The organism is Vibrio sp. A8-1 (assembly GCF_013048685.1).
Lineage (GTDB): Bacteria > Pseudomonadota > Gammaproteobacteria > Enterobacterales > Vibrionaceae > Vibrio > Vibrio metschnikovii.
This window is the reverse complement of the sequence record NZ_VHTC01000001.1, coordinates 101,204-114,886: the sequence shown is the minus strand read 5'-3', so window position 1 is coordinate 114,886 and position 13,683 is coordinate 101,204. Positions and strand designations below refer to the sequence as shown.

Below are 13,683 nucleotides of genomic sequence, written 5' to 3'. Positions count from 1 at the left end.
TCTTGTGGCGATGTCATTGAATTAACGTTGTAAATTACTGCTAAACATGGCCGAAAAACGCAATATTTTTCTTGTTGGCCCGATGGGCGCTGGCAAAAGTACAATTGGTAGACACTTGGCTCAACAACTTCATATGGAGTTTGTTGATTCCGATACTGTCATTGAAGAGCGCACTGGCGCAGATATCGCATGGGTATTTGACGTTGAAGGTGAAGAAGGCTTCCGCAAACGCGAGGAAGCGGTGATCAATGATCTTACTGAGCAACAAGGTATTGTTCTCGCCACTGGTGGTGGCTCAGTGATCAGCAAAGAAAACCGTAACCGCCTTTCTGCTCGAGGCGTGGTTGTCTACTTAGAAACCACTATTGAAAAACAATTAGCACGTACTAACCGTGACAAGAAACGCCCTTTATTACAGACGGATCATCCTCGAGAAGTGCTAGAAGCACTTGCTGATGAGCGTAATCCTTTGTATGAAGAAATTGCGGACATCACAGTACGTACCGACGATCAAAGTGCAAAAGTGGTAGCCAACCAGATCGTAAAAATGCTAGAAGAACACTAACCAGTTCTTTTATTTTGGAGTGCAAACCATGGAACGGATTACGGTCAGCCTAGGTGAGCGTAGCTACCCCATTTCAATTGGTGCCGGATTATTAAATAATCCGGCCCTTCTTCCTCTTTCCGCCCAGCAAAAAGTGGTGGTGATCACCAATCATACGGTTGCGCCACTTTATGCTGAGCGATTACTTGCCGTTCTAAACCAAATCGGCTGTTCATCGGCTCTACTGGAACTTCCAGACGGCGAACAGTACAAAAATCTCGATACCTTCAATACGGTCATGAGCTATCTCCTTGAGCATAATTACAGCCGCGATGTGGTGATTATTGCGCTTGGTGGTGGGGTGATTGGTGATCTCGTCGGATTTGCGTCAGCGTGTTATCAACGCGGTGTCGATTTTATTCAAATCCCAACCACATTATTGGCTCAAGTCGACTCTTCTGTCGGTGGAAAAACCGCGGTGAATCATCCGTTGGGTAAAAATATGATTGGGGCATTTTACCAGCCTCAAGCGGTGATTATTGATACTGACTGCCTAGCGACACTGCCCCCCCGAGAGTTTGCCGCCGGCATGGCTGAAGTGATCAAATATGGCATTATTTATGATCATGATTTCTTTGTGTGGCTTGAAAACCATCTTGAAGACTTGTATGCGTTAGAGGCGTCCGCGCTGTCTTATGCGATTGCTCGTTGCTGCCAGATAAAGGCGGAAGTCGTTGCTCAAGACGAAAAGGAATCCGGAATTCGCGCTTTATTAAATCTAGGTCATACCTTTGGCCATGCCATTGAAGCCGAGTTAGGTTATGGCTGCTGGTTGCATGGTGAAGCCGTAGCGGCAGGCACGATGATGGCCGCAGTAACGGCTAAGTTACAAGGTTTGATCTCAGAGCAGCAGCAACAGCGTATTCATGCCATACTGAAAAAAGCGCGCTTACCTGTGCACACGCCGAGCAGCATGAGTTTTGATGATTTCATTAAACATATGATGCGTGATAAAAAGGTTTTGGCGGGTGAGTTACGCTTAGTGCTCCCAACCGGTATCGGAACGTCTGAAGTGGTAAAAGGGGTTTCGCAAACGGTGATTAAGCAAGCGATAGAAGATTGTCGTAATATATAGTGGTATTCTGCCTACTTGATGTTACAGCGGTGTTGGCCAGACGTTCCCATTCAATCTAAATTAGAATGAGTCTACCTGACCGCTGTATCGTTGATCAGTCAGTTTCGGTATCAGTATCAGACATTAAGCCATTAGGATCGTCGATGAGTGTGGAACATGAACTAGAGTTAGATTCGCAAACTGAACTGTTGGAACGATTACAGTTACTGACGCGTTTTGGTTCCAACCTAGTGAATGTTTTTGGCGGTCTAGGTGCCGGAAAATCTTGGTTAGCGCAACGTTACCTTGAGTATTGGGTGGCGGATAAAAATCAATCCTTACTTTTATGTCATCCTAATCAAAGCGATGAGCAGCATCGCACCACCATTCTTAGCCAAGTGTTATCAGAGCCACTGTTTAATGCCAAAGATGCGTTGCTTGATAGTTTTTCACGTTTGATTGGCGAGCGTACGACATGCGATATTGTTGTGGTGATTGATGATGCGCATTTGTTGTCTGATACGTTACTCTCCGAGTTATGGATGTGGGTGCTTGAAGCTCAGACTAATCCTCGCTGGACCATTAATGTGGTGTTATTTGCGCAAGCTAATCGTCTTGATGCGTTATTAACTCGCTTAACTTATGGTCAAGAACATAAACCGATTGAACTCGAGATCGAGCCATTATCAGAGTATGAGGCCGACCGGTTATTTGAACAGCGAGTCATGCGTTATGTTGATCCAACACTGGAGCGTCAAGCTCGTAGCGCATATAAAAAAGTGAATTATCTTCCGGGGGAGATCATGGCGTTAGTCGATCAAAAGCGTGAGAAGCGCATCATTATTCGCTCGATCATCGGCTCACCGCTGAATATTGGCTTGCTGGTACTGTTATTGATGTTATTTATTGGTGGTGGCTACTGGTGGCTATGGTCCCAGCCGTCGCCAAATGAGACATTGCCTGTATTAACTCAACGAGCTGAGCAAACGGCGATTCCGACGTTACCGTCTCAAGAGGACAATGCTCGTTCTTATCAAAACGTCGCTGTGACGTCTTCACAACCGAACCCATCCAATGCGATGGCCGATGATGCCATTGCTTTGCCTCCCAAAGTGGTTGAAAGTTTAGAAGGGGTTGGTATCGCTGATACTGTACATCAGCGAGTGGTGATCACTTCCGATGTGGTGGATGCCTTGCTGGATAGCCGCTCGGAATCAGTTGCTGTTGAGGTTAATCGCTATCCTATCACTCAAGCGACGAATGACGATTTGCCGATAGTCGATGAATCTGCTCCGTCATCAGGACCTATTCGTTTCTCTTTCGCCAGAGAAGAGTTGATGGCGATGTCGCCGCGCAGTTATACCCTACAGCTGGCGGCGGTGAATTCTCTGCAAGAAGTCCAAAACTTTATTGACCGTTATTCACTGACAGAGACGCTATACGTCTACCCAACCGTTCGTGATGAGGTGGATTGGTATATTGTCACTTATCAAAACTATCCAACCATCCAATTAGCTCGTGATGCGGTGGCTACTTTACCACCAGCGGTACAAGCACTCGGTCCTTGGGCCAAATCACTTAGCCAAGTTCAACGTGAAATTCAACGTGCGAAATAACGCTGAGATTCAGTAGAAAATATGTTACATTCCGCACCCTTATTTTTGGTGATTGATTAGAGCAGTAGATGAAAAAGCAGCGTGCCTTTTTGAAATGGGCTGGGGGAAAGTTTGGCCTAGTCGAAGAGATTCAACGCCATCTGCCACCTGCAAGTCAGTTGGTTGAGCCTTTTGTCGGTGCGGGTTCGATTTTCCTTAATAGCGATTTTGAACATTATTTGTTGGCGGATATTAATCCGGATTTAATCAATTTATACAATTTATTAAAACATCAGCCGCAAGAGTATATTCGCGAAGCCAAGCGTTGGTTTACACCAGAAAATAATCGTAAAGAAGCCTATTTAGACGTACGTAAGCAGTTTAATGACTGCGATGACGTGATGTATCGCTCGCTGGCTTTTTTGTATATGAATCGTTTTGGCTTTAATGGCTTATGCCGTTATAACAAAAAAGGTGGGTTCAACGTCCCGTTTGGCTCGTACAAAAAACCCTATTTCCCTGAAGCCGAACTGGAGTTTTTTGCGCAGAAAGCGCAGCGTGCCACGTTTATTTGCGCGAGTTACCAACAAACTTTCCATCAAGCCATGGCATCGAGTGCTATTTACTGTGATCCTCCTTATGCGCCGTTGTCGAATACCGCGAATTTTACGGCTTATGCGGGGAATGGATTTAGCCTTGATGACCAAGCCGCTTTAGCCGATTTGGCTGAGAAAACCGCTCAAGAGCGGGGTATTCCGGTCCTTATTTCCAATCACGATACGATTTTAACTCGTCGCCTTTACCATGGTGCGCAACTGAATGTGGTTAAAGTTAAGCGCACGATCAGTCGTAATGGTGCTGGGCGGAATAAAGTCGATGAGTTATTGGCCTTATTTACACCTTAGTCAATAAAGTAATTCTCACTCTCTGAGGGAGTGAACGTCGCTTCCGGTTAGGATCTTTGCCACCCCTAGGTTAGAATACTGGGCATATTTTGTTTGCTATGTTCTATCACCGAAGAGGTCAGGTATGAAAGATTTTCTTATTGCTCCATCCATTCTCTCTGCAGATTTTGCGCGCCTTGGCGACGATGTTGATAAAGTGCTTGCCGCTGGAGCGGATGTGATTCACTTTGATGTGATGGATAATCATTACGTACCTAATCTGACCTTTGGTGCGCCAATTTGTAAAGCGCTACGTGATTATGGTATTACCGCGCCAATCGATGTGCATCTTATGGTTGAGCCGGTTGATCGAATTATTCCTGATTTTGCTAACGCTGGCGCATCAATGATCACCTTTCATGTGGAAGCCTCGAAGCATGTTGATCGCACCTTGCAACTGATCAAAGAGCATGGCTGTCAGGCTGGAGTGGTGCTGAATCCAGCCACGCCGCTCAGTCACCTCGATTACATTATGGACAAAGTCGATTTGATTCTCCTAATGTCGGTCAATCCAGGTTTTGGAGGCCAGTCCTTTATTCCGCACACGTTAGATAAGCTACGTGTGGTACGTGAGCGTATTACGCAAAGTGGTCGCTCGATTCGTTTAGAAATAGACGGGGGCGTAAAGGTCGAGAATATCCGTGAAATCGCCCAAGCTGGCGCGGATATGTTTGTTGCCGGATCGGCAATTTTTGGCGAGCCAGATTATAAAGCGGTGATTGATGCCATGCGTAGTGAACTGGCTGGCGTTGAACGTCGTAATTAATAAAATAGTTATTATTCCTTACCGCTGAGCGCCGATGACGTTAATCGGCGAGCGACTTTGATTCGTCGGTAGGGAGAGCACAAATAGGATAGAGTTTTGCAATCAATAAAATTAATCGCGTTTGATCTCGATGGCACACTGCTTGATAGTGTGCCTGATCTTGCTGTTGCTGCTGATCAAGCGGTGCGCGCTTTGGGCTATCCTGGGGTAACGGAATCTCAGGTACGTGACTATGTCGGTAATGGTGCCGATGTGTTAATCGGTCGCTGTTTAAGTCAAAGTCTCAATATCGACCCTGAGCTGAATAATGATACTCATCAACAAGCGCGTTTGTTATTTGATGAGTATTATGCGCAAACGGGCCACCAATTGAGCCACCTCTATCCGAATGTAAAGCATACCTTGGCGGAACTGCATCGCGCGGGGTTTATCTTAGCGTTGGTGACCAATAAGCCGAGTAAATTTGTGCCTGATGTTCTTGCTCAACATGGTTTAGCTGAGCTATTTAGTGATGTGATTGGTGGCGATACCTTTAGCCATAAAAAACCCGATCCTATGGCCCTTAATTGGTTGCTCGAAAAGCACCACTTGAAGGCAGAGCAAATGTTGATGGTCGGTGATTCGAAAAACGACATTTTAGCGGCCCAAAATGCGGGTTGTGCTTCATTTGGCTTAACCTATGGTTATAACCACGGTGAGCCAATTGCCAATGCCAAGCCTGATGTAGTGGCGGATGATATCGTTCAGCTTCTCGATGTTGTTATGGTTTGCGCGTAAAAATTATCACTTGCCTCTGGTAAAATACTCATCAATGAGTACACTGCTAAACTGCGCCTATTCACTGTAAGCGCAGTTTTTTATTGGTTTTATACCCTTCCTACTTGAAGCTATTGCGGTGTTGGCGACGTTCGTTCACCCCAAGCATAGAACTTATCTATGCTCGTGGGCTAGGTTCATTTGCTGCCGATTAGCCATGCTCAGTGGTGTGGGTATCGCCTTCCCTTATTTTGAATCACAAGGAAATTATACTCATGAGCAAACCCATCGTATTGAGTGGTGTTCAACCATCTGGTGAACTCAGCATTGGTAACTATTTGGGTGCTCTGCGTCAATGGCAACAGATGCAAGATGATTATGATTGTCAGTACTGTGTGGTTGATTTACATGCGATTACCGTACGTCAAGATCCAAAGGCGTTATATGAAGCGACACTCGATGCGTTATCCATCTGTCTTGCCGTTGGTGTCGATCCGCAAAAAAGCACCTTGTTTGTCCAATCTCATGTGCCTGAACATACTCAACTTGGCTGGATACTTAATTGTTATACCCAAATGGGTGAACTCAGTCGCATGACTCAGTTTAAAGACAAATCGGCTCGTTATGCCAATGATGTCAATGCCGGACTATTTGGTTATCCAGTATTGATGGCGGCCGATATCTTGCTCTATGGCGCGCATCAAGTTCCCGTGGGCAGCGATCAAAAACAGCACCTAGAACTCGCGCGTGATATCGCGACACGTTTTAACAATATTTACAGTCCGGAACAACCGATCTTCACCATTCCTGAACCGTATATTCCGCAGGTCAATGCACGAGTCATGAGCCTGCAAGATGCGACTAAGAAAATGTCAAAATCGGACGATAATCGTAAAAATGTGATTACGTTATTAGAAGATCCCAAGTCGATTATCAAGAAGATCAATAAAGCGCAAACGGATACCGAAACACCACCCCGTATCGCCTTTGATACTGAGCAAAAAGCCGGTATCTCGAATTTAATGAGCCTATATTCAGCGGCCACAGGCAAAACCTTTGCTGAGATTGAAGCGCAATACCAAGGCGTTGAAATGTACGGTCCTTTTAAAAAGGATGTTGGAGAGGCATTAGTCGCGATGCTTGCTCCGGTACAAGCGGAGTACCATCGTATTCGCGATGACAGAGCCTATCTGGACGCGGTCATGAAAGCCGGGGCCGAAAAAGCCTCCGCTCGCGCTGCTCTCACACTGAAAAACGTTCAGCAAGCGGTTGGATTTGTGCCTCGTCCATAAGCTCCCCCTTGATTCTACGACACTGAATAAGCCCAAAGCGAATGACTCACTTTGGGCTTATTTGTCTGCTAGCGACTACAAGATAAATCAACACGGTCTACACTTAGTGGGAGTAGTACAGTAAGGGGATCGCGATGAAATGGTGGTTATTGTGTGGATTGCTGATCATCAGCAATGGATTAGCTGCGAGCCCTTTACGGGTTTGTGTAGGTAATATGAATGTATGGCCACCTTTTACTTATTGGCAAGGCGCTACCGATGAAGAAAAAGCTCAATCATTAACCGGATCAGCCACGACATTGGTATTACAATCCCTTGAACACTTAAACGTGGATTATCAGCTTTTGTTTATGCCGTGGGCGAGGGTACAGCATGAGCTAGCTCAGGCGAATGGACGCTGTGATTTGACGTGGAATGCCAGCTATCGTCATGACAGAGCGGAATACAGCTACTTTTCAGTCACCCTGTATCGTATTCAACTCGGTTATTTTACTCTCGCTGATTCGAATAATCTCCTCAGTCATCATCAAGATTCTGGCGTATTGTGTGGTGTACACGGTTTTAACTATCAAGACTTTGGCCTATCTCGCGAGCCATCGCTGCGTGTAAACACCGTCCAACAAGCGTTAGATATGTTACAAAAACAGCGCTGTGATTGGTTTGTCAGTGAAATTGAACCAATTTATGGTGGCATTCAGCTTGGTCTTTATCAGCTTGAACGGCCAATTACACCTCATTTATTGGGGAGAGATAAGCAGTTTCATGTGCAAATTCGTCGTGATTTACCGGAGGCATTACTCCTACTCAATGGTATTAACCAGTATTTACTCGATGCCCAGCAAAGTGGACATGCACAAGCTGTATTTGATCGTTTTTTATTGTTCAATGCGGCGGAACATCAAGACCCTTAATGTCGATGACTCTTATTCGACTCAAGTAAAGCACTTGCCTTTCTACAACGGTGCTGCACAATATCGCCTTCTGTTTCTTCAACTGACTGGCACGGCTGATATTATGTTGCTTCTCATCGATAACTACGATTCTTTTACCTACAACTTATATCAATATTTCTGTGAATTAGGGAAAGAGGTCAAAGTCGTACGTAATGATCAGATAGACATCAAGGGGATTGAAGCCCTTAATCCGAGCCATTTAGTGATTTCCCCCGGACCTTGTACGCCGAATGAAGCGGGGATTTCTCTCCAAGCGATCACTCATTTTGCCGAGAAGCTACCGATATTAGGGGTATGCCTTGGTCATCAGGCGATCGCGCAAGTGTTTGGTGGACACGTGGTGCGCGCCAGACAAGTCATGCACGGTAAAACATCACTGATTAAGCACAATGGACGCAGTGTGTTCGTTGGCTTAAACAATCCCTTGACGGTCACCCGCTACCACTCATTAGTGGTTGCAAAGCACTCGCTACCGGCATGTTTTGAACTCACGGCATGGACAGAATTAGACGATGGTTCTGTCGATGAAATTATGGGTTATCAACATCGAACGTTACCGATTGATGCGGTGCAGTTTCATCCTGAATCGATTAAAACCGAGCAAGGGCATCAGCTACTGGCTAATTTCTTAAATCGTTAAGCCAACCATTACCGATCTTGATCACTTTTCTTAACATTTCTTTCGTCTAAATGGCGCTTGATCGTGATGTGCGATTTTATGCGCCTTTATAGTCTCTCTCCTTGGTGAATCCCTTGCCTTACAATGGCTATCTATTCTATTTTGCATGCGAAGGTAAAAAATACTTCATAAAAGACAGTCGTTAGTGCATAAATAATCAGAGACGATATCGAGTACACTGGTATTGATGTCGTGAAAAGAATATTTCGCTATTGAATTGGTTAATATTTTGTAAATACAATGCCGTATTAGTGATAATGCCATACAAAATCTTACGCTAAGGTTTTGTCGCCAAATGGCAGAGCAACTTGGCATGCGGTATAAGAAGGAATGGGTAATGACAATGGAAAAACAGATACAACGTGGTTTATTTGATGAGGTGATGGTGCCTTGTTATAACCCGATGGCGTTCATCCCAGTAAAAGGACAAGGCTCCCGAGTTTGGGATCAGCAGGGACGAGAGTACATCGATTTTGCTGGTGGTATCGCAGTCAGTTGCTTAGGACACTGCCATCCGGCCATGGTTAATGCATTAACCGAGCAAGCCAATAAATTGTGGCATTTGAGTAATGTGATGACTAATGAGCCAGCATTACAACTTGCTAATAAATTGATTGAACTGAGTTTTGCTGACAAAGTCTTTTTTGCCAACTCAGGCGCTGAAGCCAATGAAGCGGCACTGAAATTAGCTCGTCGTTATGCGGCTGACGTTTATGGTCCAGAGAAAACGGAAATCATTGCCTTTAAACAAGGCTTCCATGGCCGAACCTTCTTTACTGTCACGGTAGGTGGACAAGCGGCTTACTCTGACGGTTTTGGACCGAAACCCGGCGATATTACTCACCTGCCTTATAACGATATTGATGCTTTGCAAGCGCATATGTCGGATCGCACCTGCGCGATCATGATGGAACCCCTACAAGGCGAAGGCGGTATTATTTCGCCAACGCCAGAATTTGTTCAGGCGGTGCGTGAACTGTGCGATAAGCATAACGCGCTACTGATTTTTGATGAAGTTCAAACTGGTAATGGGCGTACGGGGCACTTTTATGCTTACCAAGGTTTAGGTGTCACGCCAGATATCTTAAGTACGGCGAAATCATTAGGTGGCGGCTTCCCGATTGGTGCGATGTTAACCACTAATAAGCTTGCCGAGCATATGAAAGTTGGTACCCACGGTTCAACGTATGGCGGTAACCCGTTAGCGTGCGCTGTTGGTCTGGCCGTCGTTGATATTGTTAGTCAACCAGAAACCTTAGCGGGTGTGAAGCAACGTGAAGCTTGGTTTCGCGAGGGATTAACCAAAATTAATGATAAGTACCATGTGTTTTCTGAAATCCGTGGTCAAGGTTTACTGCTTGGCGCGGCACTCAATGAGCAGTGGCAAGGCAGTTCTCGAGACATTTTATTAGCGGCTGGAGAGCATGGATTAATGCTGTTGGTGGCGGGACCGAACGTGATCCGTATGACGCCTTCATTATTGATCACTCAACAAGAAATCGAACAAGGATTGGCTAAACTCGAGCAAGCGATCGCAACACTCGTGTAGTCTTTCTGCTATTCACACCCACCATGGATAGCGGTGGGTGTTTGCTGTCTTCGCTAGGTCAAGCTGGCCTAGTGCTATGCATCTGGAGGGAATATTGATGCTAGTTATTCGCCCTATTGCAACGTCTGACTATCCGGCACTTCATGACTGTGCCATTGAATCGGGTCATGGCTTTACGTCACTGCCCGTTAATCAAGAATTACTCACCAATCGTATTGAACACTCAGAATACAGCTTTGCTAAACCGTCCGTAACGCAACCAGGGGATGAAGGTTATTTAATGGTCGGTGTAGACAGTGTAACCGGAGAGGTGGCTGGTACGACGGGGATCGAAGCGGCGGTTGGTTGGGATCGTCCTTTTTATTCTTATCATATTAGTACGATTGTCCATGCCTCACATAAGCTTGGGGTCAACAATGTCGTTAAATTACTCACCTTTGGTAACAACTACACCGGATGCTCAGAAATTTGCAGCTTATTTTTGCGAGAGCACTTTCGCCAAGGTTTGAATGGTCGCTTAATGTCGAAGAGTCGTTTTTTAATGATGGCGGAGCATCCAGAACGTTTCTCTAAAACCATCTTTGCTGAGATGCGAGGCGTCTCTGATGCGGATGGTAATTCTCCCTTTTGGCAGTGGCTGCAAGAGCACTTCTTTTCAATCGACTTTACCTTGGCTGACTATTTAACTGGGATCGGTAAAAAAGGTTTTATTGCCGACTTAATGCCCAAGTTGCCGATTTATATCAATTTACTCAGTCCTGAAGCCCAAGCGGTGATTGGCCAAGTGCACGAGAATACTCGTCCAGCCCTCAAGTTATTGGAAGACGAAGGATTTACTTGCCGCAATTACGTCGATATTTTTGATGCCGGCCCAGCCGTAGAATGTGATGTCCGTAATATTGAATCGGTACGTAATTCAGTGCGAGCCAGAGTTGAAGTCGCGCGTCATTCCAGCACCCAACAATATTTGATGTGTAATACCTCATTTACTCATTTTCGTGCTACCGCCGAAAAAGCGGCCTACAACCGTGAGCGAGAGACCGTGTTGATTACTCCCGAAGTGGCTCAAGCATTAAACGTTGACCAAGGGGATTGGTTGCGAATTTTGGCTCAATAGTTTAGATAAGGAAGATACAATGACTCAGTGGATAGCAGGTCAATGGATTGCTGGACAAGGCGATGCGTTGAGTTCAATCAGCCCTTACGATGACCAAGTGGTTTGGCAAGGTAATAGCGCAACGGCAGAGCAAGTTGAACAAGCGATCAGCGCGGCTCGTCAAGCATTCATCGCATGGAAAAATCGCCCGTTTGCTGAGCGTGAACAAGTGGTGTTGGCTTTTGCTGAGCAGGTCAAAGCCAACAGTGAAAAAATTGCTGAAGTGATCGCTAAAGAAACCGGCAAACCATTATGGGAAACGCGCACCGAAGCCGCGGCGATGGCTGGTAAAATTGCGATTTCTATTCGTGCTTACCATGAACGTACTGGGCAGCAGCAACGTGAGGTGGTAGGCAATACGATTGTATTGCGGCATCGTCCTCTTGGCGTAATGGCGGTATTTGGTCCATATAATTTTCCTGCCCATTTACCCAATGGCCATATTGTTCCTGCTTTACTGGCTGGTAATACCGTGGTGTTTAAACCTTCAGAGCAAACCCCATGGACTGGTGAGCTAGCGATGCAGTTATGGCAAGCGGCGGGATTACCTGATGGTGTGCTTAACCTAGTACAAGGTGCGAAAGAAACGGGTATTGCGCTCGCGCAATCAAAAAATATTGATGGCTTGCTCTTTACTGGTAGTGCGAATACAGGTCACCTCTTACATCGTCAGTTTGCCGGTCAACCCGATAAAATGTTAGCACTGGAGATGGGCGGCAATAATCCGATGGTGATTTCTGAGCACTATGGCGATATTGATGCGGCGGTATACACTATTATTCAGTCAGCATTTATTAGTGCGGGACAACGTTGTACTTGCGCTCGTCGTCTTTATTTACCTGAAGGCGAAAAAGGCGATAAGTTGCTTGATAAGTTGCTAAAAGCGACCGAGCAGCTGCGCATTGATCAGCCTTTTGCTGATCCTGCACCCTTTATGGGGCCACAGATTTCACGTGCTGCTGCTGAGTTTATTTTGACGGCACAAGCGAATTTACAAGCGTTAGGCGGAAAAAGTTTATTAACCGCGAAGGCACAACAAGCGGCGTTCGTCACACCAGGGATTATTGATGTCACTGCGATTAATGATTTACCTGATGAAGAATATTTCGGCCCATTATTGCAAGTCATTCGTTATCAAACACTGCCTCAAGCTGTAGCACTGGCTAATAATACGCGCTTTGGTTTGTCAGCAGGCTTAGTGTCGACCGACGATCAAGAGTGGCAATATTTTATTGATCATATTCGCGCCGGAATTGTTAACCGTAACCGTCAACTTACCGGAGCCAGTGGCGATGCTCCCTTTGGTGGGCCGGGTGCGTCAGGTAACTTACGCCCCAGCGCGTTTTACGCCGCGGATTACTGTGCTTACCCAATGGCGTCGATGGAAGGGCAAACGACAGAATTACCCGCGACACTATCACCAGGGGTTGTTTTGCCTTAAATCGTCAACACAGCTAAAGCGTGTCGATAATGTTTAACCCATAACGTCTCTATCGCGAGAGACGTTATCCACCCACTGACAAGGAGGCGTCATGACGCCAAGTGCGCTTTTTCAATGTTTATGGAATGACTATATTCAGCGTCTTTGCCCTGCGGCAGAAAAAGTCCATCATTTGCTCCAGGAAGACGAAGCACTGATCAATGACCACATTGCTTTACGAACTTTTAATATCGCACCACTGGGTATAGAGACTTTGGCCAAGCCGTTTCTGGCCTTAGGCTACGTTGCTTGCGGTGATTATGTGTTTGAAAGCAAAAAGCTGGTGGCGAAGCATTATGAGCACCCTGATCCTAAGCAACCTAAGGTATTTATTAGTGAATTGAAGGTCGAAGAGTGCTCAGCAGAGTTACAAGCGATAGTCGCTAAGTTAGTGGCTCAAGTCGAGACGACTCGCCTTGATGATGTCGATTTTCTTTACGCCGGCCGTCTATGGGATCTCTCGTTTGCAGATTATCAAATCTTAGCCAAAGAAAGCGAGTATGCGGCGTGGTTAGCCGCCCATGGTTATGGGGCCAATCACTTTACGGTGAGTGTTAATCAGCTCAAGGCATTTAATGAGGTCAAAGCGGTCAATGATCATCTGCGTCAGGCGGGCTTTACTATCAATGAAAATGGCGGTGAAGTGAAAGGCACACCAGAAGTATTACTAGAACAGTCCTCGACCATGGCTGATAAGGTGCCAGTCTCGTTTAACGACGGTGTTGAAGTGATCCCCGGTGGTTTTTATGAGTTCGCTAAACGTTATCCAATGGCGAACGGTCAATTGTATAGCGGCTTTGTGGCAGCTTCAGCAGATAAAATCTTTGAAAGCACCGATCTTCGTTAGTAAAAAAC

At 45.9% G+C, this 13,683-nt stretch carries 13 protein-coding genes; all 13 read left to right on the top strand.

Features of this window, described 5'->3' with window-relative positions:
• The first annotated feature begins 46 nt into the window (after positions 1-46).
• The 13 genes from aroK to FKN93_RS00565 all read left to right on the top strand — a co-directional run bounded on the left by aroK (position 47) and on the right by FKN93_RS00565 (position 13,675).
• Positions 47-565, top strand: a complete 519-nt coding sequence (gene aroK, locus FKN93_RS00625) for a shikimate kinase AroK (RefSeq protein ID WP_040903956.1) — start codon at positions 47-49, stop codon at positions 563-565.
• Positions 566-593: 28 nt separating this feature from the next.
• On the top strand, positions 594-1,679 hold the full coding sequence (aroB, locus tag FKN93_RS00620; RefSeq protein ID WP_004394485.1) for a 3-dehydroquinate synthase: 1,086 nt from the start codon (positions 594-596) through the stop codon (positions 1,677-1,679).
• Between the two features lie 143 nt (positions 1,680-1,822).
• Complete coding sequence (locus tag FKN93_RS00615; protein WP_170904269.1) at positions 1,823-3,274, top strand: AAA family ATPase; 1,452 nt, start codon at positions 1,823-1,825, stop codon at positions 3,272-3,274.
• Positions 3,275-3,342: 68 nt separating this feature from the next.
• Entirely contained in the window at positions 3,343-4,158 is an 816-nt protein-coding gene (locus FKN93_RS00610) for a Dam family site-specific DNA-(adenine-N6)-methyltransferase (RefSeq protein WP_004394487.1), read from the top strand.
• A gap of 124 nt (positions 4,159-4,282) precedes the next feature.
• Entirely contained in the window at positions 4,283-4,963 is a 681-nt protein-coding gene (rpe, locus tag FKN93_RS00605; protein ID WP_170904268.1) for a ribulose-phosphate 3-epimerase, read from the top strand.
• Between the two features lie 96 nt (positions 4,964-5,059).
• Positions 5,060-5,740 carry a phosphoglycolate phosphatase gene (locus FKN93_RS00600; RefSeq protein ID WP_004394489.1) on the top strand — a complete coding sequence of 227 codons (681 nt, stop codon included), beginning with the start codon at positions 5,060-5,062 and terminating at the stop codon, positions 5,738-5,740.
• A 254-nt stretch (positions 5,741-5,994) separates the two neighbouring features.
• On the top strand, positions 5,995-7,011 hold the full coding sequence (gene trpS / locus FKN93_RS00595) for a tryptophan--tRNA ligase (protein WP_004394490.1): 1,017 nt from the start codon (positions 5,995-5,997) through the stop codon (positions 7,009-7,011).
• Positions 7,012-7,145: 134 nt separating this feature from the next.
• Positions 7,146-7,922: an ABC transporter substrate-binding protein gene (locus FKN93_RS00590; RefSeq protein ID WP_170904267.1), complete on the top strand. Its 777-nt coding sequence runs from the start codon at positions 7,146-7,148 to the stop codon at positions 7,920-7,922.
• Between the two features lie 103 nt (positions 7,923-8,025).
• Complete coding sequence (locus FKN93_RS00585) at positions 8,026-8,604, top strand: aminodeoxychorismate/anthranilate synthase component II (protein WP_158139079.1); 579 nt, start codon at positions 8,026-8,028, stop codon at positions 8,602-8,604.
• Positions 8,605-8,980: 376 nt separating this feature from the next.
• The gene (locus tag FKN93_RS00580) at positions 8,981-10,192 is read left to right on the top strand and encodes an aspartate aminotransferase family protein (RefSeq protein WP_170904266.1); all 1,212 of its coding nucleotides are present in this window, start codon (positions 8,981-8,983) and stop codon (positions 10,190-10,192) included.
• Between the two features lie 97 nt (positions 10,193-10,289).
• Positions 10,290-11,309, top strand: a complete 1,020-nt coding sequence (gene astA / locus FKN93_RS00575) for an arginine N-succinyltransferase (protein ID WP_040903963.1) — start codon at positions 10,290-10,292, stop codon at positions 11,307-11,309.
• Between the two features lie 19 nt (positions 11,310-11,328).
• The gene (gene astD / locus FKN93_RS00570) at positions 11,329-12,789 is read left to right on the top strand and encodes a succinylglutamate-semialdehyde dehydrogenase (RefSeq protein WP_158144639.1); all 1,461 of its coding nucleotides are present in this window, start codon (positions 11,329-11,331) and stop codon (positions 12,787-12,789) included.
• A 91-nt stretch (positions 12,790-12,880) separates the two neighbouring features.
• Entirely contained in the window at positions 12,881-13,675 is a 795-nt protein-coding gene (locus tag FKN93_RS00565; protein ID WP_170904265.1) for a DUF1338 domain-containing protein, read from the top strand.
• The last annotated feature ends 8 nt before the right edge of the window (positions 13,676-13,683 follow it).